This is a genomic window from Bosea sp. (in: a-proteobacteria), assembly GCF_023953965.1.
GTDB lineage: Bacteria > Pseudomonadota > Alphaproteobacteria > Rhizobiales > Beijerinckiaceae > Allobosea.
Genome location: NZ_JAMLIX010000001.1, coordinates 485,113 through 509,549 on the forward strand (window position 1 = coordinate 485,113; position 24,437 = coordinate 509,549).

Here is a 24,437-nt window from a genome sequence, read left to right on the forward strand (position 1 = left end):
CGCCGTCAATCCAGCTCGAAGCGCGACGTGTAGTCGAGCGCCAGCGCCGGATCCTGCCGCTCCTTGCGCAGGACGCAGGTGCCGACCACCAGCATCTCGATATCCGAGCCCATGAAGCAGCGGAAGGCGTCCTCCGGCGTGCAGACGATCGGCTCGCCACGGACGTTGAAGCTGGTGTTGACCAGGACAGGGCAACCCGTCGCCGCCTTGAAGCCGCTGATGAGCGCATGGAAGCGCGGATTGGTCTCGGCATGCACGGTCTGGAGCCGCGCCGAATAGTCGACATGGGTCACGGCGGGGATCTCGGAACGGGCGACGTTGAGCTTGTCGATGCCGAACAGCGCCTCCTCCTGCGCCGTCATGGCGCGCCGGCGCTCGCGCCTGACCTCGGCGACCATCAGCATATAGGGCGAAACGCCCTCGTGCTCGAACCAGTCGCCGACATCCTCCGCCAGCACTGCGGGTGCGAAGGGGCGGAAGGATTCGCGGAACTTCACCCTGAGATTGAGGGTCTTCTGCATGCTCGGGCTGCGCGGATCGCCGAGGATCGAGCGGCCGCCGAGCGCGCGCGGGCCGAACTCCATCCGGCCCTGGAACCAGCCGACCGCCTTGCCGGCGACGAGCCCCTCGACCGTCTGCGCCAGCATGCCGGCCTCGTCGTGCTCCTCGAAGACGGCGCCGGCGGCGCTGAGGCGCGTGGCGATCTCGTCTGCTGCGAAGGCCGGCCCGAGATAGGCGCCCGCCATGCCGTCGAGCCCCGCGGCGACGGTCCGGGGCTGCGCAAATTCACGATGGCAGGCGGCGAGCGCCGCCCCCAGCGCCCCGCCGGCATCGCCAGAGGCCGGCTGCACCCAGATTTCGTCGAAGCGGCCATCGCGCAGGATCTTGCCGTTGGCGACGCAGTTCAGCGCGACGCCGCCGGCGAGGCAAAGATTGCGCTCCCCGGTCTCGGCCGCGAGCGCGCGCGTCATCCTGAGCACGATCTCCTCGGTGACGGCCTGGATCGAGGCGGCGATGTCCATGTGGAACGGCGTCAGCTGCGCCTCGCCCGCCCGCGCCTTCTCGCCGAACAGCGCCTCGAAACGGGCATTGGTCATGGTGAACCCGGCCATATAGTCGAAATAGCGCTGGTCGAGCCGGAAGCTGCCGTCCGGCTTCAGGTCGACGAGATGGTCGAGGATGGTCTGCGCATGCACCGGCCGGCCATAGGGGGCGAGCCCCATCAGCTTGTACTCGCCGGAATTGACCTTGAAGCCGGTGTAGTGGGTGAAGGCCGAGTAGATCAGCCCGAGCGAATGCGGGAAGTGCAGCTCCTTGACGATGTCGAGCGCGGCGCCGTTGCCGAGCGCGACCGAGCTCGTCGGCCATTCGCCGACGCCGTCGAGCGTCAGCACCAGCGCCCGCTCGAAGGGCGACGGGTAGAAGGCGCTGGCGGCATGGCTGAGATGGTGCTCGCTGAACAGGAGCTTCGCCGGATCGAAATCGGCATCGAGTGCCTTCAGCTCGTCGCTCAGCAGGCTCTTCTGGAACAGCTTCTCGCGCAGCCAGAGCGGCATCGCCGTGAGGAACTGCCGGAAGCCGCGCGGCGCGACCGACAGATAGGTCTCGAGCAGCCGCTCGAACTTGACGAAGGGCTTCTCGTAGAACACCACCGCGTCGAGTTGCGACAGCCTCACGCCCGCTTGCGCCAGGCAGGAGCCGATCGCCTGCACGGGGAAGCCGGCATCGTGCTTGATGCGGGTGAAGCGCTCCTCCTGCGCGGCCGCGACCGGCACGCCGTCGACGACCAGCGCCGCCGCGGAGTCGTGATAATAGGCCGAGATGCCGAGGATGCGCATCGTGCCCGTCAGAACAGCGTGTAGATGAAGGGCGCGACGGCCGAGCCCTTGGTGAGCACGACGAGCCCGCCCATCACCACCATCATCACCACGATCGGGATGAGCCAGTATTTCTTGCGGGCGAGCAGGAACTCGGTGATCTCGCGGAGGAAGGACACGGGGCTCGGCTCCTGCTCTCAATACTGCTTGGTCATCGGGCCGGGCCCGGCGGGATCGCGCGCGATCCAGTAGCTCTGCGCGGCCCGGTCGAAGCCCGGCGCGATCGGACGCTTGCCGAAGAGGCGCATCATCAGCCCGATCGACGTGAAGACGAGGAAGAACATGGCGCCCATGATCAGCGGGGTCATGACCTTGTGCAGCACGAGGCCGAAGCGGAACCAGAGAGCGTTCAGCGGCTTCAGCAGCGCCGGCACCAGGAGCGCCATGCCGGCGAAGGCCAGGGCCGCGCCGCTCCAGCCGAGCGCGAGCCCGCCATGGCCGCGCCAGAGCGCGAGGAACGCAAGCAGGGCGAAGAAGCCGGCCATGACCAGCCCGAACTGCCGTTCGCTGGACTTGTTGACGGTTTCTTCCGGCCCGCGCCGCTGAAAATCGGACATCGCCGGCTCCGCTCGTGGCCCTTCGGATTTCGTTCGCCGGCCGCCCGCATCGATACGGGCAGCCGGCGCTCTTTAGAGCATCGGGCGGAAAAGTGGAATCCCGGTTCTGCGAAGATCCGATACCGAAACAAAAGGCCGTGCGCCCGCGTTCAGGCGGCCAGATGCGCGGAACGCTCCAGGCGTTGCAGCCTGTCGGTGCCGCGCTCGTTCCTCTGCTCGAGCCAGGCCGCCGCCCGGGACAGAGGCCAGCACAGCAGGAAGTAAATCACCGCGATGATGGAGAAGATCAGAAACGGCCTGAACGTCGAGTTGATCAGGATCTGGCCGGAGCGCGTCAGCTCGGTAAAGCCGATGATCGCGGCAAGCGAGGTGGCCTTGATCAGCTGAACCAGAAAGCCGACCGTCGGCGGGATCGCCATGCGCAGAGCCTGGGGGACGATGACCAGGCGCAGCGCACGGCCGCGCCGCAACCCGAGAGCGGACGCGGCTTCCCACTGCCCCTTCGGCACGGCCTCGATCGCGCCGCGCCATATCTCTCCGAGAAACGCGCCGGCGTTCAGCGACAGGCCGATCGCCGCCGCAGCGAGAGGGGCGATCTGGATGCCGACGGAGCTCGGGATGAAGAACGCCACGAAGAGCTGCAGCAATAGCGGCGTGCCCTGGAAGAAGCTGATGTAGAACGCGGCGATCCAGCGGGCGGCCGTGCTGCGCGACGTGCGCGCGAAGGCGACGATCGCCCCGACCGTCCCGCCACCCGCGAAAGCGATCAGCGAAAGCACGATCGTCCACTGCGTCGCAAGAACGATGTAGACGACGTCCCAGCCGGTGAATGCCCGGATCATGTCAGCGCATCCCCTTCGCGTAGCGGCTCGGGAAGGCCCAGCGGGCGACAAGCGCAAACAGCCCCATGCAGACCAGCGTGATCAGGTAATACAGGATGAGGACGGTGATATAGACCTCGGTCGTGCGGAAATTCCGGGACTGGATGTCCCCGGCGATGCTGGTGAGCTCCTCGGCCGAGATCGCCGAGAGGACGCTGGTGCTCAGCATCGAGAGAATGAACTGGCCCGTCAGCGCCGGGTAGATGTTCTGGATCGCGGGCGGAATGATGATCAGGAAGAAGATCTTCAGATTGGAGAGGCCCAGCGATTTTCCGGCCTCGATCTGGCCCTTGTGAATGCTCTCGATTCCCGCCCGCACGATCTCGGTGCAATAGGCCCCGACATTGAGAACGAGAGCCAGCAGCGCGGCGCCGGTCGGGCTGAAGCGGATGCCGAGCGTGGGCAGACCGAAATAGACCAGGAAGATCTGGACCAGGAACGGCGTGTTGCGGATGACCTCGACATAGATCGAGACGATCCGGTTGAGCAAGCCGTGGCCTGCCGTCCTGATGAGGGCGCACAGGATGGCGACCACAAGTCCGAGCAGCATCGCCGCAAGCGATAGCATCAACGTGCTGTAGACGCCCCAGGCCAGCTCCTCCCAGTAGTTCCAGATATCCAACGAGAACATCTCGACCCATCTTCCGTCCGATGCCGGGCCAAGACGGCCCGGCGTCACGCATCGTCGCCCGAAAGCGGGGGCCGGTCCACCGAGCCGGCCCCCGTCGGACGATCAGAAGGCGCCGAGTTCGCCGAGCGTCTCGCCGAGCCACTTCTTGTGAAGCGCGTCGAGCTCCCCGGTCATCCTGATCTGGTAGAGAAACGTGTTGATCCACTGATGCAGCTCGAAGGCGTCGAGCCGCACGGCGATCGAGTTGCCCTGGCGCCGCAGCACGATCTTGTTCTCGATATCGAGGCCCGGATTAACGTCCTTGATCGACTTGAGCATCAGCGTGTTCTGCGCCAGCGCGTCGACCTGGCCGGTCAGCATGGCCTGGGTCGCCGGCCCGTCGCCATCGAAGCGCTGGATCTTGGCGCCCTTCGGGGCGATGGACGAGACATAGCCCTCCTGCGAGCTGCCGCGCGCCACGGCGACGCTGACATTCATCAGATCCTCGATCTTCGAGAGCTGGACCTTCTTGGGGGCGGCGATGACGACATCGACGGCGGCATAGGGAATCGTGAACATGACCTGGCGCGCCCGCTCGGAGGTGACGCCGAGGCTCGCGACCAGAACGTCGATGCGCTTCGACTGCAGGAAGGGAATCCGGTTGGCGTTGACGACGGGCATGATCTCGGCTTCGACACCGAGGTTCTTGGCCATCAGCTTGGCGAGCTCGATATCCAGGCCGTCGGGCTTGCCTTCGGTGTTCATGATCCCGAATGGCGGGAAATCGACCAGCACGCCGATGACGATCTTCTTGCGGGCCTGAAGCTCCGCGATCGTCTGCGCCGAAGCGACACCGGCCGCCGTCGTGAGAAGAGCAAAGACCAGGAATGCCGTTGCCGCGCGTGAAAACTTCGTAATGGCTGCGCTGATCCTTAAGATAGCCGACATGGTGAGTTCCCCTCGTTATCGAACGGACGGCGGAGTGCCGCTCGTTTCGCGGTTCGTGCGTGCGTCGGATCGTCCAAAGCGATGCATTTTTTGTATTAGAAGTCTTCCGATTCCCGCCCGTTCTTTTGCTGACGCGGCAGTCTAGGTTTGATGCCCGCTGCTAGGAAATATGGATTTCCGATCCGAGCGATCATCGATCGCTATTGCGCCGATAACATTCCGCAAGTGCCGGCCCGCTTCGGCGGGTCGATCGGGCGATCGTGTTTCGTGATCGCAATGATCCACCCATTGGATTTGCCCTCCCCGCTCCAATGGTGTTGGCTCGAATGGCCAAATTCCCGTGAAAACTCCTTGGAGGTCCTTATGCGGAAGGTTATTGCCACCGATCGCGCGCCAAAACCTATCGCTCAACTTTCGCAGGCGACCGTCTGCAACGGCATCGTCTACATGGCCGGCGTATCGAGCCGGGACCCGAAGACCGCGAAGGTCATCGGCGATACGATCGAATTCCAGGTCGAGCAGACCATGCAGAACGTCAAGGCCATCCTGGAGGCCGCGGGCTCCAGCATGGAGAATGTCCTGCGGGTCGAGTGCTTCCTCGAAAGCCGCGAGCATTTCCCCGCGCTGAACGCGGCTTTCCTCAAATATTTCCCGAAGGATCCTCCCGCCAGAGCCGTTCTCATGGTGCCCTTCTTCGGACTTGAGGGGATGCTCTTCGAGGTCATCGTCACCGCTGCCGTCGATCAGGCCTGATCCGGCCGGCCGCGAGGGGTTCGAGACAGACCATGCATCAGATCCTGAAGAAGACCCGCGTCGGAGCGGATATCGGCGGCACGTTCACCGATCTCGTCCTGATCGACGAGGATGGCGGCGTCATCCGCAAGAAGGTGCCTTCGACGACCGGGAACTACGCTCAGGGCATCGTGAACGCCCTGGACGGAGCCCTGGCCGATGGCGCCTACGAGCCCGCCGCGGTCTCTCAGATCGTCCATGGCACGACGGTCGCCACCAACACCATCCTCGAGCAGACCGGGGCCGTCTGCGGACTGATCGCGACGAAGGGGTTCCGGGACATCCTGGAGCTGCGGCGCCTGAGAATGCCGCAGCTCTATCGCCTCGACTGGCAGAAGCCTCCGGTGCTGGCGCGCCGCGACCACCGCCTCGAGGTCACGGAGCGGATCGCGGCCGACGGCTCGGTCCTCGTGCCGCTCGACACCGCGGAACTCGCCGCGGTCGGGCGCCAGCTCGTCGAGGCGGGCGTCGAGGCGATCTCGATCGCCTTCCTGAACTCCTACGCCAACCCGGCCCATGAACGAGAGGCCGCGCTCCTCCTGCGCGAGCTGTTTCCGCAGATTCCGATCTCGGTCTCGACGGAGATCCTGCCCGAGATCCAGGAATACGAGCGCACCAGCACGACCGTCGTCAATTCCTACGTGCAGCCGCGCGTCAAGAGCTATCTCGAGAGCCTGCGGGGGACGCTGAACGCGAGCGGCGTCGGCGCGCCCTTGCTGATCATGCAGTCCAATGGCGGCCTGATGACCAGCCGGGCGGCGGGCGAAAGCCCCGTGCGCATCATCGAATCCGGCCCGGCGGCCGGGGTGATCGCCTGCCGCGAGATCGCGCAGAACTGCGGCTACGCCAACATGATCTGCTTCGACATGGGCGGCACGACCGCCAAGGCCTCCCTGATCGAGAACGCGGCGATCCAGCAGGCCACCGAATACGAGGTGGGCGGCGGCGTCTCGGCCGGCTCGCGGCTCAACCGCGGCGGCGGCTATGTCGTGCGGGCGCCGTCGATCGACATCGCCGAGGTGGGGGCAGGCGGCGGCTCGCTGGTCAGCATCGACAAGGTCGGCGGCATCCAGGTCGGGCCCTCCAGCGCCGGCGCGGTGCCGGGTCCGGTCTGCTACCAGAAGGGCAATGCCCAGCCCACCGTCACCGACGCGAACGTCACGCTCGGCTATATCAGCCCGGTCGGCATCGCCGGCGGCTCGCTGACGATCGACGCCGGTCTCGCCCGCGAGGCGATCGGCGAGCGCGTCTCCAGCCGGATCGGCCAGGGCGTCGACGAGACGGCCTTCGGCATCCACACCATCGCCAACGCGAACATGATCCGCGCCCTGCGCTCGGTCACGGTCGAGCGCGGCCGGGACCCGAGCGAGTTCAGCCTCTGCGCCTTCGGAGGCAGCGGGCCGGTCCATGCCGCCCATGTCGCGCGCGAGATGGATATCGACCAGGTCATCATCCCGCCCTGCCCCGGCCTGTTCAGCGCCTTCGGCCTGCTGCTCGCCGATATCGAGCGGCACTACAGCCAGAGCGTGCGCCAGGCACTGGCGAGCCTGCCGGCGGACGAGCTCGACCGGCGCTTCAAGGCCCTGGAGGACCAGGCGCGCGACAGCGCCAGCGACCCGGAGCATCCGATCGCCGCGTTCACGATCGCGCGCAGCCTCGACCTGCGCTATCGCGGCCAGGTCTACAGCCTGACGATCGAGGTCGACGGCGACCTCGCCGGCCCGGCCGACATCGAGCGCATCCGCCGCAGCTTCAAGAGCGAGTACCAGAAGACCTACGGCTTCGAGGCGCCGGGCGAGGCGATCGACATCGAGGCGATGCGCGTCGTGATCAAGGCCGACGCGACCGATGCCCGGGACTGGTTCCAGGCGGCGGCCAGGGCCGATGCCGCCTCGGCGGTCAGCCAGCCGTCGCGCCAGGCCTATTTCGGCCCCGATTTCGGCTGGATGGAAACGCCGATCGTCTCGCGGGACGCGCTGCAGCGAGAGCCGCGCCGCGGCCCCTTCGTCATCGAGGGCTACGACGCCACGACCGTCGTGCCGCCGGATTTCGAGGGCCAGGTCGACGCATGGGGCAACATCATCCTCAACCGCAAGACCGGGGGAGCCTGACCATGGCCCAGAGCTTCAACGCGATCCAGATCGAAATCCTCAAGAACGCGCTGACCTCCATCGCCGACGAGATGGCGCTGACGATCCTGCGCACGGGCCATTCGACGATCATCAAGGACGGCGCCGATTTCTCGACGGCGCTTTGCGACGCGAGCGGCGAGATGCTGGCCCAGGGCCTGACCATCCCGGCCCATCTCGGCAGCATTCCCGACGCGCTGAAGGCCGTGCTCGCGCATTTCGGCGAGGATTTCCATCCCGGCGACATCGTCATCCAGAACGACCCCTATAACGGGGCGATGCACCTGCAGGACATCTTCGTGTTCAAGCCGGTGTTCGACAAGGCCGGCAAGCTGGTCTGCTTCGCCTGCTCGATCGCCCACCATACCGATGTCGGCGGCCGGGTGCCCGGGAGCAATGCCAGCGATTCGACCGAAATCTATCAGGAAGGCATCCGCTTCCCGGTCCTGAAGCTCTACGAGAAGGGCAAGCCGAACCAGGCCGTGCTCGACATCCTGGCGGCCAATGTCCGCGTCCCCGACATGGTGCTGGGCGACCTGCGCGCCACGATCGCGGCCTGCCATTACGGCGAGCGCGAGTTCCTGAAGCTGGTGGAGCGCTATGGCGCGGACCGCCTGCCGCAGCTGCTCGCGGACTACATCGACTACACCGAGCGGCTGACCCGCGCCGAGATCAGGGCCCTGCCGGAGGGTACCTATCATTTCGAGGACTGGATCGACGACGACGGGATCGGCGACGAGCCGATCCTGCTCAAGGTCGCCCTGACCATCAAGGATGGCGAGGTCATCGCCGATTACACCGGCTCGGCGCCGCAGGTGAAGGGCGCGCTCAACGCCACCCTGCCCTTCACCAAGGCCAATACCTATCTGGCGCTGCGCTGCGTCTTCGAGGCCGATCTGCCGAACAATGGCGGCTTCTTCCGGCCGATCAAGGTGATCGCGCCCGAGGGCACCATCCTCAACGTCAGGCATCCCGGCGCCTGCGCCGCGCGTGGCCTGACCGGTTTCCGGCAGGCGGATGTGGTGATGGGCGCGCTGGCCCAGGCCGTTCCGCACAAGATGATGGCCGCGGCCGAAGGCGGGAACACCTTCGTCACGATCGGCGGCTACGATCCGCAACAAGGCCCGTTCGTCCACTGCGACATGATCTTCGGGGCCTGGGGCGGCTCGCAGTATCGCGGCGACGGCGACGCCATGCCGATGATTCCGTCGAACTGCACCAACATCCCGATGGAGATCATCGAGGCGTCCTATCCGCTGCGCTTCGAGCGCTACGGTTTCGTGCCCGATACGGGCGGGGCCGGAAAATCCCGCGGCGGCCTGTCGATCGTGCGCGACGTCAAGCTCCTGCGCGGCGAGGCGATCCTGCAGGTCCGCTCCGACCGGCGCAAGTTCATGCCCTGGGGGCTGGACGGCGGCAAGGACGGCACGATGTCGCTCAACGTCCTCAACCCGGACACAGGCAGCGAGGAGGTCATGCCCTCGAAGATCACCCGGCAAATCCACGCCGGTGACGTCTATCGCCACGTCACGGGTGGCGGAGGCGGTTACGGCTCGCCATGCGAGCGCGATGCCGGGGAGGTCATCGAGGACATCCGGCAGGGCAAGCTGACGGCCGCCTATTGCGAGCGGGAATACGGTGTCGTCGTCAGGCCCGGCACGCTCGAGCTGGACGAGGCGGCAACACGCGAGCGCCGCAGCAAAGTCTCCCCGCGCGAGGCGGCCGCCTGAAGCCACGCGGCCGAAGCATCGCTGCACGAAGGAACCGGGCCCATGCAAGTCGTCGACGTCCGTCGCCATTTCGAGCGCTGCCCCGACGAGCAGCTTGCCGTGCTGCGAAACGCCTCGACCGGCTTCGTCGTCGATGCCCAGGGCCGGCGCGGCTCGCTCGCCCACAAGATCAAGCCGGTGGGGGCGGATAGCGGCTTCGTCGGCCGGGCGCTGACGGTGCGCTGCCAGCCCTGGGACAATCTGGCCGTGCATGCGGCGCTGCAGATCCTGCGTCCGGGCGATGTGCTCACCATCGCGACGGGCGCCTTCGAGCAGGCGGCGGTCATCGGCGAGAAAATCGTCGGCATGGCCCGCAACCAGGGCGCGGTGGCGATCGTCACCGACGGCCTGGTGCGCGACACGGCCGGGATCGCCCGGGTCGGCATCCCGGTCTTCGCGGCCGGCGCCACCGCCAATTCCTGCTACAAGACCGGCCCCGGCGAGATCGGCTTCCCGGTCAGCCTCGGCGGCGTGGTGATCGAGGCCGGCGACGTGCTGGTGGGCGACCGCGACGGCGTCGTCTGCGTGCCGCGGCGCCATCTCGACCAGGTCTGCGCGAACCTTGCCGCGATCACCGCCAAGGAGACCGCGATGTTCGATGCGATCGCCTCCGGCGGTCCGAAGCCCGAGGCGATGGCCTCGATCACAGCCGAGCTGCCGCTGCGCTACCACGACTGAGCCAGAGCACGCGCGACGATCTCGTCGCGCCGGAACCAGCCTGCCATGAGAGACGACCACATCGACCTGAGATCGGACACCGTCTCGCGGCCCTCTCCCGCGATGCGCGCCGCGATGGCGCAGGCGCCGGTCGGCGACGACCAGTATGGCGACGACCCGACGGTCGATGCCTTGCAGCAGCGCATGGCCGCGCTGCTCGGCAAGGAAACCGCGATCTTCCTGCCCTCGGGAACGATGGCCAACCAGATCGCGCTCAGGGTCCTCACCCGTCCGGGCGACGAGGCCATCGCCCAGCGCGGGGCCCATGTCGTCTGGCACGAGCTGGGCGGCGCGGCGGCTCATTCCGGCGTGCGGATCGTCGAGATCGGGGATCGCGGGGAATTCTGCGAGGACGACATTCGCGCCGCCTTCAAGCCGCTCGGCCATGCGGTCTATCCGCCGACGACGGCGCTCTGGATCGAGAACACCCATAACCGCGCCGGCGGCACGATCCTCCCGCAGGACGATGTCGTCGCGGCCTGCCGTGTCGGGGCGCAGCTCGGCATCCGCGCCGTGCTCGACGGGGCGCGGCTGTTCAACACCCATGTCGCGACAGGGCTTGCGCTTTCGGAGCTCGCCGGGCCTTTCGATCTCGTCTCGGTCAGCCTGTCGAAGGGGCTGGGCTGTCCCATCGGCTCGCTGCTCGCGGGCAGCCGGCACGAGATCAGCCAGGCGCGGCGCCTGCGCAGGATGTTCGGCGGCGGCTGGCGCCAGGCCGGAATCCTGGCGGCGGCGGGGCTTTACGCGCTCGACCATCACGTCGCGCGGCTGGCGCAGGACCATGAAACCGCCCGGCTGATCGCTGAAAGCCTGTCCGGCTCTGCGGGTATCCGGCTTGAGCTCGCGCGCGTGCAGACGAACATCGTCATGCTGGACTATGCCGGCAACCCCGCACGCCTGCCGGCGATGGTCGCAAGGCTGGCCGAGAGGGGGGTGTTGGTCTCGCATTTCGGCGGACGGCAGCTGCGCCTCGTGACCCATCTCGACGTCGACGAGGCTGCCTGCCGGCGCGCGGCGGCGATCATAGCGGAGGTCATCTGTGACGAATTCGAGCGGGAGCCGCGCAACGCCTGAAGGACGCCGCAGCCTGCGAAGCCTGCTGGCGGAACCGGGGATCATCGTCGCGCCCGGCGTTGCCGACGGGCTGATGGCCCGGCTCGTCGCGGAGGCCGGCTTTCAGGCCGTCTACGCGACGGGCGGCGCGATCAATCGCAGCCGCGGCCTGCCCGATCTCGGCCTGACCTCGCTCGAGGGCCTCTGTTCGCGGGTGACCGATATCGCCGAGGCGAGCGGCCTGCCCGTGATCGTCGACGCCGATTCCGGCTTCGGCGGCATCCTCAATATCGGCCGCACGGTTCGCGCCCTGGAACGGGCCGGAGCCTGCGCGCTGCATCTGCAGGACAGCCAGTCGCCGCGCCTTGCCGGTCCGGATCGCGATAACCTGCTCGGCATCGAGGCCATGCGCCGGCGCATCGCGGCGGCCCTGGCCGCGCGCCGCGATCCCGGCCTGCTGATCATCGCGCGCACCGATGCGAGCGACTGCCTCGGCCTCACGGGCGCGATCGAGCGGGCCCGGGCCTATGCCGAGGCAGGGGCCGATCTTGTCTATGTCGAGCATCTGCGCAGCCGCGCCGAGATCGAGGATGTCGCGCGGCAGGTCAGGCATCCGATGCTGATCAGCCTGAACAAGGGCCTCGGCGATCTGCCGAGCGCAGCCGAGCTCGCGGCGCTGGGCTACAAGCTGCTCACCCATCCAGCCGACATGCAGCTCGCCGCGATCCACGCCATGCGCGCCCTCCTCGCCCATCTCGCCGCGGCCGGCTCGACCGAAGGGTTCGAGCCCATGCTCCCCTTTGCGGAGCGGGACCGCATCGTCGGGCAGGACCGGGCCAGGGCGGCCGAGCGAACCTATTTTATCTGAAGGGCGGACCGGCGGAATCGCGCGCCGGAGGCGACGGCTGCCGCGATGCGCTCTATGCTGCGGGTCGCGGCCTTCGCCTTCCGGATCGTCAGGTCGCCAAAGCGGGATGTTCGAGAGCTCATCATGGAAGTCCGGCAACTCAGATATTTCCTCAGCATCCTGGAATTGAAGAGCTTTCACCGGGCCTCCGACCACCTGCGGATCGCCCAGCCGGCATTGAGCCATCAGATTTCGAAGCTGGAGGCGGAGCTCGAGGTCAAGCTGTTCCAGCGCCATTCGCGCGGCGTCGCCCCGACCGAAGCCGGCAACATCCTGGCCGAACACACCCGTCATATCCTCGCGCAGCTCGACGAGGCGAAAAGGGCGACCCGCGAAGGCGGCCATCTGATCGCGGGCAATCTCGCGATCGGGATGCCGCCTTCCGTCGGCTTCGCCTTCGCGCCAGCCGTCATCGAGCGTTTCGTCACGGACTTCCCGCGCGTGCATCTGACCGTCACGCCGGGCTTCAACGGCTTCCTCGAGGAATGGCTGCACGAGGGGCGCCTCGACATCGCGATCCTCTACGACACGCGCCCCAACCCCCGGCTGGAAAAGGAGGTCCTGTTCCACGAGTCGCTCGTCTTCGTGGCTCCGCCCGACGACGACAGGATCTGGGACCATCTCACCGAGCCGGCCGATCTGGCGCGGATCCCGCTGATCCTGCCGAGCCGGCCGCACGGCATCCGCCTGATCGTCGACGAGATGGCGGCGGCCCATGACATCACCCTGAAGATCCGGCTCGAGGTCGATGCCCTGCAGATGATCCGGGACCTGATGCTGCGCAAGATCGGCTACACGATCCTTCCCCGCGCCGCCGTCGAGGCCGATGTCCGCAGCCGGCTGCTGGTCGCCCGGGAGATCCCGGGCGTCAGCCTGAAGCGCACATTGGTTCTGGCCCACGCCACGCGCGCACCGCTCGGCCTCGCCGGCGAGAACTTCCTGCAGTATTCGCGCGAGTCGGCGCAGCGCCTGCGCGACGGCGATAACATGCTCAAGCCGATTTCGCTGTAGCGGATCGCCGGAAGCGCGAGCATGACCTCACGGGGATGGCGGCCGGCATCATTTCATTCCGGCTTCCGATCGGCCATTGTCGGTGCCGGTGCCGAATCGGCATCGCTGTGAAAGCTGCAGGCATGCTGCGCCGATTGCTAGCCTCTTCCCGCTATGTCGTCCTCATCGCCGTCGTCTGCATCTTCGCTGCTTCGCTGGCGCTGCTCGCCTATGAGGCCGTGGTCATCTTCGCGACCCTGGCCGAGGCGATCACCCACGGGCAAAGCTCGGCAAAGGCATCGAAGGCGCTCGCGGCAGGGCTGATCGAAGCTATCGACGTGTTCCTGATCGCCATCGTCGGCTACATCACCAGCATCGGCCTTTATTCGCTGTTCGTCGACGAGACGCTGCCGATGCCGAAATGGCTGACGATCCACGACCTGGACGATCTGAAGGGGCAACTCGTCAGCGTCGTCGTCGCCGTTCTCGCCGTCCTCTTCCTGCAGGAGATCGTCGAACGCGCCGGCGAACTCGACCCGCTCCGGCTGGCGATCGCCATCGCGATCATCATCGGCGTCCTGACGTTCTTCCTGGGTCTCAAGGGCGGGAAAAGCGAAAGCTGAACCCCGGGTGGCATCAGCCGGGAGCTTCAGCTTCCCGTCATGGGGCCGTGGCGTTCTCCTTGCACCACCGCGCGACCTGCTCATGCGTCGCGAACCAGATATCGCCCTTCGCCTTGATGTGGAGGATCAGATCCTCGAGGATCGGGATGCGCGATCGATGGCCGATGACATGGGGGTGCATCGTCAGCAGGAAAAGGCCCCGCTCCGCCCAGGCGCCATCGAATTCCGCCTTGAAGATGTCCAGCACGGCCGAGGGCGCGGTGTAGGGCCGCAGCGCGGAGAACCGCAGGAAGTTGAAGTAGATGGCGTCGTCGCGGATCCATTCGGGCGGCAGCTCGACGATGCCGGTCGGCTCTCCCTTGTCCAGGAGTTCGTAAGGGTCGTCGTCAGCCATCAGGCTGCTGTCATAGAGCAGCCCCATCTCGCGGATGATGGCGAGCGTATCGAGCGAGAAATCCCAGCTCGCCGTCCGCATCCCGACCGGGTAGCGGCCGCAGATCTGGGCGAGCCTGTCGGCGGCCCGGAACGTCAGATCGCGCTCGATGCCGGGAGGAAGGCCGTTATTGCGCTCATGGATCCAGGAATGGATGCCGATCTCATGGCCATCCTGCGCGACGGCGCGAACCTCGTCGGGGTGAACCGTCGCCGCGACGGCCGGGTAGAAGAAAGTGGCCGGCACCGAGTGCCGCCCGAGAACCGAGCGGATGCGCGGCACGCCACGGCGGTTGCCATATTGCCCCTGGCTGAGGCGCATCGGGCTTTCGTCGCCGTCACGCAGAGGGATGGTCTCGTGGTCGGCGTCGAAGGACAGCGCAACCGCGCAGCGCGCATTGTTCGGCCAGCGTGCCGGCAGCAGATTACGGCCGCCGCGCACGCGCTCGATCATGCCGCGCCAGACCTCTTCGGACCATGACCAGGGCTCCCCATGCTCACGGATCGCTTCGGAAACCGGTTCGCTCATGGTCTCTATATCCCTTGTCGGTCGCTGCTTGCTGGCGTGGCGCGCGGCGGGCTTCCTCAGCCCGCGATGTATCCGCTGTCGACGACGAGGGCGGTGCCGGTCATGGTCGATGCATCGTCGCTCGCCAGGAACAGGACGGAGCGGGCGATGTCGTCGACGGAGGAAAGCCGGCCGAACGGCTGCCGCTGCTGATGCGCCTTCTTTGCCGCGACCGGATCGGACTGCAGGTCATAGAGATCGCGCACCATCGCGGTTTCGGTGGCGCCGGGCACGATGGCGTTGACGCGGATGCCGTACGGGGCGAGTTCGATCGCGAGCGCCCGCGTCATCGAGACGACGCCGCCTTTCGCGGCACAATAGGCGGAGCGCTTGGTGAAGCCGACCAGGGCCGCGGTCGAGCCCGAGTTCACGATCACGCCGGCGGTGCCCCGCTCGCGCATGGCGGCGACGGCATGACGGCAGCCGAGGAAGACGCCTTTCAGCGTCACGTCCACGACGAGGTTCCAGACATCGTCGGTGGTTTCGGTGATCTCGGTGTCGTGCGCGACGCCGGCATTGTTGAAAATGATGTCGAGCCCGCCGAAATGCTCGACGGTGCGGGACACCATCGCGCCGACGGCCTTGTCGTTGCTGACGTCCGTCTCGATGGCGATCGCGACGCCGCCGGCATCACAGATCGACCGGGCGACACGCTCGCCTGCATCCTGCGGGATGCCCGCGATCACCACCTTCGCGCCCTCGCACGCGAAAAGACGCGCCGTCGCCTCGCCGATGCCGGACGCGCCGCCGGTGACGATCGCGACCTTTCCGGCCAGTTTTCCTTCAGACATCGGAAGCTCTCTCCTGCTCAGGTCTCAGTGAATTTCAACGGCGGACCGAATAGGCCGCATTGAGGCCAATCGACTTGTCGAGAACGATGATCGCGATCGAACTCACCGCGATGAGAAGCGTCGAGACCGCCGCCACGATCGGCGTCAGCCCGTATTCCGTGGCGTTGTAGATCTCGAGCGGGATCGTGCCGGCGTTGCGCCCGCCCACGAACAGCGAGATCGTGAACTCCTCGATCGAGACGATCATCGAAAACAGCGCCGCGGCGAGGAAGCCGGGCCGGATGAGCGGCAGGATGACGCGACGCACCATCATCGTGCGGGTGGCGCCCAGCGACAGCGCCGCCTCCTCGAGCGCCCTGTCGACACCCGCGATCGCGGCGAGCAGGGTCCGGAACGTATAGGGCAGCGTCACGAGGATATGGCCGGCGACGAGACCGAGCACCGAGTCGGTGAAGCCGAGCCGGTTGAGGAACATGAAGAGGGCGACGCCGAGCGCGGTCGCCGGGATGACCAGCGGCGCCACGAAAGTCGCGGTGACGATCGCCGCGAACCGGCCGCCATGGCGGGCGACCCAATAGGCCACCAGCCCGCCGAGCAGGGTCGAGCAGAGGGTGACGAAGATCGCCAGGCCCAGCGAATAGCCGAATGCGTTGAGCAGCGACCTGTCTTCGACCAGCGCAGCATACCAGCGCAGCGACATTTCCGTCCACGACATCACCATGCGCGACGTCGGATTGAACGAAACGCCGACGACGATCAGCTCCGGCAGCAGCAGGAACGCCACGGCAATGCAGACATAGGCAGCGAGAATCCGCTGGAACCACCGGCCGGGCATCGCCTCATCCCCTCCTTGTAAGCCATGCCACGGCCGGGACGAGGGCCAGCGCAGCCAATGCAGCGATCAAGAGGACGATCGACAAGGCACTGCCGAGGGACCAGTCGATGGCGCTGGTGAGCTCGTCATAGATCATCGGCGACAGCAGCTTGGCCTTTCCGCCGCCAAGCAGGACCGGCGTGACATAGGCCCCGATCGTCAGGCAGAAGGTGATGACGCAGCCTACCATGACGCCGGGCAGCGACAGCGGCAGCGTGACGCGCCAGAAGGTTCGCGCGGCCCCGGCGCCGAGCGATTGCGCCGCCTCCTCCAGCGTGTAGTCCAGACGGCTTAGGACGCTGGCGATCGAGAGGATCATGAAGGGCAACAGCACATGGACCATGCCGACCACTGCCGCACCGGGCGTGTAGAGCAGCCGGAGCGGCTGCTCAATCAGCCCCGCGCCCCAGAGCACGTCGTTCACGAGGCCCTCGGCGCCAAGCAGGATGACCCATCCCACCGTCCGCACGACGACACCGACCAGCAGCGGCGCGACAACCGCCAGCAGGATGATGTTGTAGGAGCGCTCCGCGTAGCGGACCATGAAATACGCGATCGGATATCCGAATAAAAGGCAGAGAATAGTCACTATCACGGCAAAATACATGGTGTTTGCCATGTATCCAAAGTAAAAATACCTTGAGAATATCTTAATATACGTTTCAAGGCTAGCCACCCCCTCCAGAGGGAAGCCGGCCGTGAATGAAATGGCAATGAGATAAATCAGCGGTACTATAAAGAAGACCGTAATGAATATTCCGGGAATGGCGAGCGGCAAGGCGTCGGAACGCATCACGCGCTCCGCCAGGCTCTCCGACGACCGGTCATGTGAGGAAGCGCTCATGACGGCCCTCAGCCAGCTACCGGCAGAGCGGAGGACGCCTGCCAACCGACCGTCACCCTGTCGCCGGGCTTCAGGCCGCCGACATCGCTGCCCCCGGAGGTGGTGACGGCGATCTCGGTGCCTCCATCCAGCCTGACGGTCAGGCGTGAAACCGGCCCGACATGGACGAGGCTCGCCAGGGTTCCCTGGTGACGATTGGCGCCCCGGCCGCCGTCGCCGGGGCCGATCTCGATGACCTCCGGCCGCAGGATCACCGACTGGATCGCCGACAGGGGGCCTTGCACGGCATTGCGGGCGACCGACATCACGACCCCCTCGCGCGAGGTGATCCGCAAGGCATCGCCCTCCTCGGCGATATCGGCGACGTCGAAGACGTTGGCGGCTCCCATGAAGCGGGCCACGAAAGCCGATTGCGGGCGGTCGTAGACCTCCGAGGGAGCCCCCACCTGGCGCAGCCGGCCATCCTTGAGGATCGCGATCCTGTCGCCGAGGACCATCGCCTCTTCCTGGTCGTGCGTCACCATGATGGTGGTGATGTTGAACTCCTTCTGCAGCCGGCGCAGCTCGGCCTGCATCTCGACGCGCAAATGCGTATCGAGACTGCCGAGCGGCTCGTCGAGCAGCAGCAGGGCCGGTTCCGTCACCAGGGCCCTGGCGATGGCGACGCGCTGCTTCTGGCCACCCGACAGTTCGTTCGGCATGCGCCTGGCGAGGTCGGCGAGCTTCACCACGCCCAGCGCATCCATCACCTTGCGCCGGATGACGTCGCCGGCCATGCGGCGCATCTCCAGCCCGAAGGCCACGTTCCGGAAGACGCTGAGATGCGGGAACAAGGCGAAATGCTGGAAGACCATGCCGATGCCGCGCAGGTTCGGCGGAACCGCGCCGACGGAGCGCCCGCGAATCCGGACATCCCCGCTGGTGGCCTTCTCGAAGCCGGCCACGATACGCAGCAATGTCGTCTTGCCGCTGCCGCTCGGCCCCAGAAGGACGATGAACTCGCCTTCTCCGATATCCAAGGAAACGTTGTCGATGACGCGCGTGCCGCCGAAGTTCTTGTGTATATCGGAAATTCTGAGGGCTGATACGCTCATTTTACCTTCGCATGTCGATCGGCCGGATTCATGGCGGCGCCGCATCCTCCAAACTCGGAGGCGCGCCCCTCGCCCGCGCGGCGCCCCTCGCCCGCGCGATGGCGTCGCAACGCGCGGGAGGGGCGACAAACGATGCCAGGTGGGGGCGCCGGATTGCTTTGGCTGGATCGCCGCGCGCCCTGCCGGACGCGAAGCGGCGATCCATCTCCTTGTTTCAGCTACGGATGGCTCCGAAAAGTGGATTCCACTTTCCGGTCCGATGCGCTAGCGCAAACGCTCCTCGATGCGCTTGCGGATGTCGGCCAGATTGTTGCCGACGAGGGCATAATCGTACTGGATCAGGCGCCTGGTGCGCAGCCTTTCCGGCGTGACCACGCCTTCGAGCGCCGCCATCTCCGGCGAGATCACCGCGTTCGGGTTGGAAGGCGACAGGCTCATGCGATTGAGATACGCCTCCTGGAAATCCGTCGTCAGCCAGGTGTTGAGGAAGCTCTGGGCGACCTTGTTGACGGCCGGATCGACGTTGGCGTTCACATGGGCGATGATGGTCTGCTGCGTGGCGCCCTCTTCGGGCCAGGCGAAGGCGATGCTCGCCCCCGCGCGCTGCGCGGCGGTGGTGAAGCCACCCCAGTTCGGGCCCAGCCAGATATCGCCCTTGTCGATCTGCTCCTGCAATGTCGTGAAATTGGTCGTCCAGGAGCCGATATTGGCCTTATGCTTGGCCCATTCGTCGATCGCTGCATCGATCGACCTCTCGTCCTTGCCGAGCGCATAGGCCAAGGCGACGTACTGGTCCCAGAAGTTGTAATGCATGCCGACGCGGCCGGCATATTTCGGGTTGAACAGGTCGAACCAGGATTTCGGCTTCTCGACGTATTTCGGATTGTAGGCGATGCCGTAGGGCTGAACCGCGACCGCGATGCCGAGCCCGTTCTTGGGCTGAAGATCCTGGTTGAGCCGCTTCTGCTCGGGAACGAGGGCGGGATCGAAGGGCGCGAACAATCCCGCCTTGCTGCCGAGAGCCGAGAAGGTGTCGTTCCACATGCCGCCGGCTTCACGCGGCTTGTCACGCGTCACCAGCAGCTTCGGATAATGGTCCGCCGCCGTCCGCATCACGACATTGATCGTCGCGCCGGGGTTTTCCTTCTTGAAGGCCGGCACCGCCACGTCGCGCACGATATCGAAGTTACCGCCGGCGAACGTGCCGATTTCGACGGCCGCGGCCTGCGCGAACGCCCGCCCGCCGATCAGCGCGGGAGCCACCACCGCAGATCCGCCCAGCGCAAGAGCCTGCCTTCTGTTCATCATGGAGCCTGCTGCCGGCTTCTTTCCGTCAACCATCCTCTATCCCTCCCGCGTTCACACAGTTCCGTTCACATCCATAAACGACGATCAAGATATTCACATTGAATTCCCACTGTCAAGCGAACCGGAAATCCGAGACGGTCCGGCTCGGCGCGCGGGCGTGGCGTAGAACCATATCGCTATAATCTTGTAATTATTGGTCCAATTTTCCAACTTGCATCTGACGCCCCGTCCTTCGCAACCGGGACCGAATCACGCCGCAGCCATAATACGCTCCCCGCAGCGAAGGCGGGCTTCGATTGACAGCCCACGTTATTATGCCGTATATGGGATGCTGTTCATAAGGGTGAACAAATGAGCGTCAAGTCGGCCGTGCGGGTCCTGGATATTTTCGAGTTGCTGGCCAACCGCGCCGGCGGCGTCGGGCTCAGCGATCTCGCGCGCGCCTTGCATATTCCGAAGAGCAGCGCCTGGAACCTCCTCAAGACGCTCCAGGCCCGCAACTATATCGACGAACCCTCGCCCAGCATGTTCGTGCTGGGACCCCAGTTCTTCGATGTGGCGATCTGCGCCCCGAAGGACCGCAAGATCCGGGAAATCGCACGCGAGGTGATGGTGAATCTCGTCGCGCAAACGGGAGAGACCGCCTTTCTCGGCTTCCTCACGCCGGAATGCGACATCCTCCAGGTGGAGAAGGTGCTTTCGCCGAACATCATCCGCTACGATGCGGAGATCGGCCACAAGCGGCCCGCCCACTGCACCGCGATCGGCAAGGCGCTGCTGGCGGCGCTGACGCCGGACCGGCTCGACGTCTTCCTCGAGCGGGCCCCCTTCAAGAGCTACACGCCCTACACGCTGACCACGGAAAACCAGCTTCGCGCCGAGCTGGAGCGGGTTCGCGAACAGGGCGTCGCCTGGAACAAGGAGGAGATGGTGATCGGCGCGTGGTCGGTCGGTGTCGCCGTGATGGGCGCGGGCAACCGCGCGATCGCGGGCATCACGGTCGGGGGGCCGAAGGACCGGCTCATGGCGAAGCTCGCCGAGATATCCATGCTCGCCCGCACCGCGGCCGCCGACATCGCCCACGCTCTGGAGACCGGCAGCCGCGCGGCCATCCCGCCTCACCCTGTCGGGAATGGAGCACGGTGATACGCGCCGCGTGACGGATGGCCCAGCGGGAGCCCGCCGCGGTCCGGATCAGGACAGCGGATGGCCTGCCGAAAGAATTCAAATTCACTCAAAACGTTCAGGGAATTGAAATGTCCAAGACCGCAGCGCACGCAATCATAGATCATCTTGTTGCCGAGGGGGTTAAATATATTTTCATCTGCCCTCCCACCAACCACTCATTCCCGTTTCTCGATGCGCTCTATGACCGGCAAAACGAGATCAAGCCGATCCTCGTCCGCCACGAGGCCATGGCTCCGTGGATGGCCGAAGCCTGGTACCGCATGACCGGCCAGCCGGGCGTGTTCCATGTCGGTGCCGGCCCCGCGCTGGCGAATACGGTGATCGGCGTCATGACGGCCTATGGCTGCGGCTCCGCGATCATCGGCATCAGCGGCAACGTCAACAGCGAGTTCTTCGGCCGCAACGGCATGCAGGAAATACAGGGCAAGACCTTTGCCGAAGGCCACCGCATCCTCGAGCCGGTCGTCAAGCGGCTCTGGCAGGTGACGAATGCGGGCAAGATGCCCGAGGTGATGACGCAGGCCTTCGCGGCGGCGACGACGGGCAGGCCGGGCCCCGTCCATATCGACGTGCCGATGGATGTCTTCGAGCAATCGAGCCCCGAGACGACGCGCAGCGGGGCACGGCATCGCCCCAGCGGCCTGCCGTCGGCTTCGCCGGAGCAGGCCGCCGCCGCGTTCGATCTGATCGCCAAGGCGAAGGCGCCCGTTCTTCTCGCCGGCGGCGGCACGATCGCGGCGAAAGCCGGCGCGAACCTGCGCGCGCTGGCGGAGCTGATGTCGATTCCGGTCGTCACCTCCTATACCGGCAAGGGGGCCCTGCCCGACGACCATGCGCTGGCGGCGGGCCCGGTCGGCGCCATGGGTGTCCCCGGCGCGATGAAGGCGGTTCAGGAAGCCGATCTGGTGATCGCGCTGGGCCATCGTTTCGGCGAGCATTCGACCTGCGGCTGGGAAGTCGGGCTGCCTTACAGCTTCCCGCCGGCCAAGCTCATCCAGATCGATATCGATCCCGTCGAGATCGGCCGCTACTACCCGGTCGAGATCGGCCTGCAGGCCGACATCAACGCCACGCTCGGGCAATGGATCGAACTGGCGCGCAAGCGGGGCCTCCGTGACGGCCTCAAGGACGGTCCGCGCGAGCGCACCACGCGGGAGCGCCGGCAGGCCGACCGCGATCGCATGAAGCCGCATCTGAGCGACAATACCGGCCCGATTCGCCCGGAACGGCTGGTCGCCGAACTGCGTGCCGCGCTCGGGCGCAACGCCGTCATGATCCCCGACGCCGGCAACAACGGCAATTACTTCAACACGCTATGGGACGTGTACGAGCCGGGGACCTATATCGCCGATCGCGGCAGCGCCGCCATGGGCTATGCGCCGGCGGCGGCGCTGGGCGTGAAGCTCGCCGAGCCTGACCGCGACGTCGTCGCGGTCACGGGCGATGGCTGCATGACCCAGGTCAACTGGGTTCTGGGGACGGCCGCCGAGTACAACATCCCGGCCAAGTTCGTGGTCATCAACGACTCGGCGCTCGGCGGCTGCCTTGGCGCGCAGAACGGCATCTTCGATGGCCGCGTGCTCGGCACGCGCTTCGAGTACCACAACAACAGCGGCCCCTACGATCAGGACTTCGCCATGCTCGCCCGCTCCTACGGCGTCGAGGGCAAGCGCGTCACCTCGCCGGACGAGCTCGCCGGGGCGATCGCCGAGATGCTGGCGCACCCGGCGCCCTATGTGCTCGACGTCGTGATCGACAAGACCGCGAGACCCATCGGAGCCGGGCGCATACCTTTGTCCAACATCCGACAGAGCCGCGTCAGCACCCTCGTCTAGCGCCCTCAACGGACCGCGCGGGCGCGCTGTTTACCGGCGCGTCGCCGCGCACGTCCCGAAACCGAGAAGAGATGCCGGAGCATGCCCACCATTCGTTTCCACCTCCCCGACGGCAGCAGGCGCGAGATCGAGGGCCGGCCGGGGTCGTCGCTGATGCAGGTCGCGCTGGATAACGGCGTGTCCGGCATTCTCGCCGAGTGCGGAGGCTCGGCCGCCTGCGCCACCTGCCACGTCTATGTCACCGAGGAAGACCTGCACAAGCTCCCGCCGCCGGAAGCCCTGGAGGACGAGATGCTGAATTTCACCGTCAGCGAGCGCCGGCCGACCAGCCGGCTCAGCTGCCAGATCCGGCTCAGCGACGAGCTGGATACGCTCACCGTGACGGTGCCCGACCAGCAAGTCTGAACGCAGCCCCCAACAAGGCCAGGAAGTTCATGCCCCTCACAATGGACGCCGCCGTATCGCCCCCCGTCTTCGACGTGGACCCTTTCAGCGACGAGGTGCTCAGCAACCTCTATGACTACCAGGCCCGGCTGCGCGCGGCTGGACCGGTCGTCTATATCCCACGATACGATATCTACGCCGTCGGCCGCTACGCCGAGGTGCAGCAGGCCATGAGCGACTGGAAGAACTTCTCTTCCGCGTCGGGCACGGGGCTCGGCAACATCAAGAAGGGCGATTCCTGGCGCATCCCCAGCGCCATCGTCGAGGTCGACCCGCCCGATCACACGCGGGTGCGCTCGGCCCTGATGAAGGTGCTCTCCCCGATCGTCGTCCGCTCCTGGCGCGCCGGCTTCGACAAGGAGGCGGGCGAGATCGCCGACGAGCTCGTCAGCCGCGGCCGGTTCGACGGCGTCAAGGACCTGGTCGAGCCCTTCGTGCTCAAGGTCTTTCCTGACGCGCTCGGCCTCGACGACGAGGGGCGCCAGAACCTGCTCGTCATCGGCGATCTGACGGCGAACGGTTTTGGCCCCAACAACGAGCTGACGCGCCGCGCGACCGAGGCGGTCGAACCCCTGCTGCCGTGGTTCGATTCGAAATTCGAGCGCCAGAACATGCTGCCGACCGGGTTCGGCGCGCGGATCTGGGAGCTCGCGGATGCCGGCGAACTGGACATGGAGTGGCTGCCGGGCATCCTGCGCACATTCCTGCGCGGCGGCACCGACACGGTGATCAGCGGCGTGTCGAGCACGCTGCACAAGCTCGCCACCCATCCGCGGCAATGGGATCTCCTCAAGCAGGACCCGTCATTGACGCGCGCGGCCTTCGAGGAGGCGATCCGCCTGGAATCGCCGGCGCAGTTCATCTTCCGCACCACGACCCGTGAGCAGGATCTGGCCGGATACCGGCTCGCCGCCGCGATGAAGGTGATGTGCTCGCTGGCCTCGGCCAACCGCGATCCGTTGCGGTGGGAGCAGCCGGAGGAATACGACATCACGCGCCGGAATGTCGGGCATATGGCGCTCGGCGCCGGTGTCCATGTCTGCATCGGGCAGATGATCGCCAGGGCGGAGGCCGAGGCCGTGATCGGCGCGGTCACGGCGCGCGTGGCACGCCTGGAGCTGGACGGCCCTGCGGTTTACCGCAAGAGCAATGGCGCGCGCCGGCTGGACAGCCTGCCGCTGCGCGTCACCCCCAAATAGCCATCCG

Annotated in this window: 24 protein-coding genes; 12 read left to right on the top strand and 12 right to left on the bottom strand. The window is 66.3% G+C overall.

The window, feature by feature from the left end; all coding sequences use genetic code 11:
- Positions 1 to 5 precede the first annotated feature (5 nt).
- From M9917_RS02225 to M9917_RS02250, 6 genes are all read right to left on the bottom strand, one after another.
- A complete protein-coding gene (locus M9917_RS02225; protein WP_297250671.1) occupies positions 6 to 1,838 on the bottom strand; it encodes a carbamoyltransferase family protein in 1,833 nt (610 codons plus the stop codon).
- 8 nt (positions 1,839 to 1,846) lie between these two features.
- Positions 1,847 to 1,996 carry a DUF5989 family protein gene (locus M9917_RS02230; protein WP_176168560.1) on the bottom strand — a complete coding sequence of 50 codons (150 nt, stop codon included), beginning with the start codon at positions 1,994 to 1,996 and terminating at the stop codon, positions 1,847 to 1,849.
- A gap of 18 nt (positions 1,997 to 2,014) precedes the next feature.
- Positions 2,015 to 2,434, bottom strand: a complete 420-nt coding sequence (locus M9917_RS02235) for an SxtJ family membrane protein (protein WP_297250672.1) — start codon at positions 2,432 to 2,434, stop codon at positions 2,015 to 2,017.
- Between the two features lie 149 nt (positions 2,435 to 2,583).
- A complete protein-coding gene (locus M9917_RS02240; protein ID WP_297254671.1) occupies positions 2,584 to 3,276 on the bottom strand; it encodes an amino acid ABC transporter permease in 693 nt (230 codons plus the stop codon).
- 1 nt (position 3,277) lies between these two features.
- On the bottom strand, positions 3,278 to 3,946 hold the full coding sequence (locus tag M9917_RS02245) for an amino acid ABC transporter permease (RefSeq protein ID WP_297250673.1): 669 nt from the start codon (positions 3,944 to 3,946) through the stop codon (positions 3,278 to 3,280).
- 102 nt (positions 3,947 to 4,048) lie between these two features.
- Positions 4,049 to 4,873, bottom strand: a complete 825-nt coding sequence (locus M9917_RS02250; RefSeq protein WP_297250674.1) for a transporter substrate-binding domain-containing protein — start codon at positions 4,871 to 4,873, stop codon at positions 4,049 to 4,051.
- A gap of 150 nt (positions 4,874 to 5,023) precedes the next feature.
- Here M9917_RS02250 and M9917_RS02255 point away from each other — a divergent pair, with 150 nt between their 5' ends.
- The 8 genes from M9917_RS02255 (at position 5,024) to M9917_RS02290 (ending at position 13,853) form a co-directional block, all read left to right on the top strand.
- On the top strand, positions 5,024 to 5,626 hold the full coding sequence (locus tag M9917_RS02255) for a RidA family protein (protein ID WP_297250675.1): 603 nt from the start codon (positions 5,024 to 5,026) through the stop codon (positions 5,624 to 5,626).
- Positions 5,627 to 5,658: 32 nt separating this feature from the next.
- The gene (locus M9917_RS02260; RefSeq protein ID WP_297250676.1) at positions 5,659 to 7,776 is read left to right on the top strand and encodes a hydantoinase/oxoprolinase family protein; all 2,118 of its coding nucleotides are present in this window, start codon (positions 5,659 to 5,661) and stop codon (positions 7,774 to 7,776) included.
- A gap of 2 nt (positions 7,777 to 7,778) precedes the next feature.
- Positions 7,779 to 9,524: a hydantoinase B/oxoprolinase family protein gene (locus tag M9917_RS02265; protein ID WP_297250677.1), complete on the top strand. Its 1,746-nt coding sequence runs from the start codon at positions 7,779 to 7,781 to the stop codon at positions 9,522 to 9,524.
- A 42-nt stretch (positions 9,525 to 9,566) separates the two neighbouring features.
- Entirely contained in the window at positions 9,567 to 10,241 is a 675-nt protein-coding gene (locus M9917_RS02270; protein WP_297250678.1) for an RraA family protein, read from the top strand.
- 45 nt (positions 10,242 to 10,286) lie between these two features.
- Entirely contained in the window at positions 10,287 to 11,354 is a 1,068-nt protein-coding gene (locus M9917_RS02275; RefSeq protein ID WP_297250679.1) for a threonine aldolase family protein, read from the top strand.
- Positions 11,320 to 12,201, top strand: a complete 882-nt coding sequence (locus M9917_RS02280) for an isocitrate lyase/PEP mutase family protein (protein WP_297250680.1) — start codon at positions 11,320 to 11,322, stop codon at positions 12,199 to 12,201. The genes M9917_RS02275 and M9917_RS02280 overlap by 35 nt, the downstream gene beginning before the upstream one ends.
- Before the next feature lie 123 nt (positions 12,202 to 12,324).
- Positions 12,325 to 13,251: a LysR family transcriptional regulator gene (locus M9917_RS02285; RefSeq protein ID WP_297250681.1), complete on the top strand. Its 927-nt coding sequence runs from the start codon at positions 12,325 to 12,327 to the stop codon at positions 13,249 to 13,251.
- Positions 13,252 to 13,373: 122 nt separating this feature from the next.
- Entirely contained in the window at positions 13,374 to 13,853 is a 480-nt protein-coding gene (locus M9917_RS02290; protein ID WP_297250682.1) for a YqhA family protein, read from the top strand.
- Positions 13,854 to 13,890: 37 nt separating this feature from the next.
- Here the strand turns inward: M9917_RS02290 and M9917_RS02295 are convergent, their stop codons facing one another.
- The 6 genes from M9917_RS02295 to M9917_RS02320 all read right to left on the bottom strand — a co-directional run bounded on the left by M9917_RS02295 (position 13,891) and on the right by M9917_RS02320 (position 19,761).
- A complete protein-coding gene (locus M9917_RS02295) occupies positions 13,891 to 14,814 on the bottom strand; it encodes a polysaccharide deacetylase family protein (protein ID WP_297250683.1) in 924 nt (307 codons plus the stop codon).
- Between the two features lie 56 nt (positions 14,815 to 14,870).
- On the bottom strand, positions 14,871 to 15,644 hold the full coding sequence (locus tag M9917_RS02300; protein WP_297250684.1) for an SDR family NAD(P)-dependent oxidoreductase: 774 nt from the start codon (positions 15,642 to 15,644) through the stop codon (positions 14,871 to 14,873).
- A 34-nt stretch (positions 15,645 to 15,678) separates the two neighbouring features.
- Entirely contained in the window at positions 15,679 to 16,479 is an 801-nt protein-coding gene (locus M9917_RS02305) for an ABC transporter permease (RefSeq protein ID WP_297250685.1), read from the bottom strand.
- A gap of 4 nt (positions 16,480 to 16,483) precedes the next feature.
- Complete coding sequence (locus tag M9917_RS02310; protein ID WP_297250686.1) at positions 16,484 to 17,311, bottom strand: ABC transporter permease; 828 nt, start codon at positions 17,309 to 17,311, stop codon at positions 16,484 to 16,486.
- Positions 17,312 to 17,370: 59 nt separating this feature from the next.
- Positions 17,371 to 18,456, bottom strand: a complete 1,086-nt coding sequence (locus tag M9917_RS02315) for an ABC transporter ATP-binding protein (protein ID WP_297250687.1) — start codon at positions 18,454 to 18,456, stop codon at positions 17,371 to 17,373.
- Positions 18,457 to 18,720: 264 nt separating this feature from the next.
- Positions 18,721 to 19,761 (bottom strand): ABC transporter substrate-binding protein, encoded by a 1,041-nt coding sequence (locus M9917_RS02320; protein ID WP_297250688.1) that lies wholly within the window; start codon positions 19,759 to 19,761, stop codon positions 18,721 to 18,723.
- A 354-nt stretch (positions 19,762 to 20,115) separates the two neighbouring features.
- Here M9917_RS02320 and M9917_RS02325 point away from each other — a divergent pair, with 354 nt between their 5' ends.
- The 4 genes from M9917_RS02325 (at position 20,116) to M9917_RS02340 (ending at position 24,430) form a co-directional block, all read left to right on the top strand.
- Positions 20,116 to 20,910, top strand: a complete 795-nt coding sequence (locus M9917_RS02325; RefSeq protein ID WP_297250689.1) for an IclR family transcriptional regulator — start codon at positions 20,116 to 20,118, stop codon at positions 20,908 to 20,910.
- 110 nt (positions 20,911 to 21,020) lie between these two features.
- A complete protein-coding gene (locus M9917_RS02330) occupies positions 21,021 to 22,787 on the top strand; it encodes a thiamine pyrophosphate-binding protein (RefSeq protein ID WP_297250690.1) in 1,767 nt (588 codons plus the stop codon).
- A gap of 81 nt (positions 22,788 to 22,868) precedes the next feature.
- Positions 22,869 to 23,192, top strand: coding sequence for a 2Fe-2S iron-sulfur cluster-binding protein (locus tag M9917_RS02335; protein ID WP_297250691.1), 324 nt, complete (start codon positions 22,869 to 22,871; stop codon positions 23,190 to 23,192).
- Between the two features lie 29 nt (positions 23,193 to 23,221).
- On the top strand, positions 23,222 to 24,430 hold the full coding sequence (locus M9917_RS02340) for a cytochrome P450 (protein ID WP_297250692.1): 1,209 nt from the start codon (positions 23,222 to 23,224) through the stop codon (positions 24,428 to 24,430).
- The last annotated feature ends 7 nt before the right edge of the window (positions 24,431 to 24,437 follow it).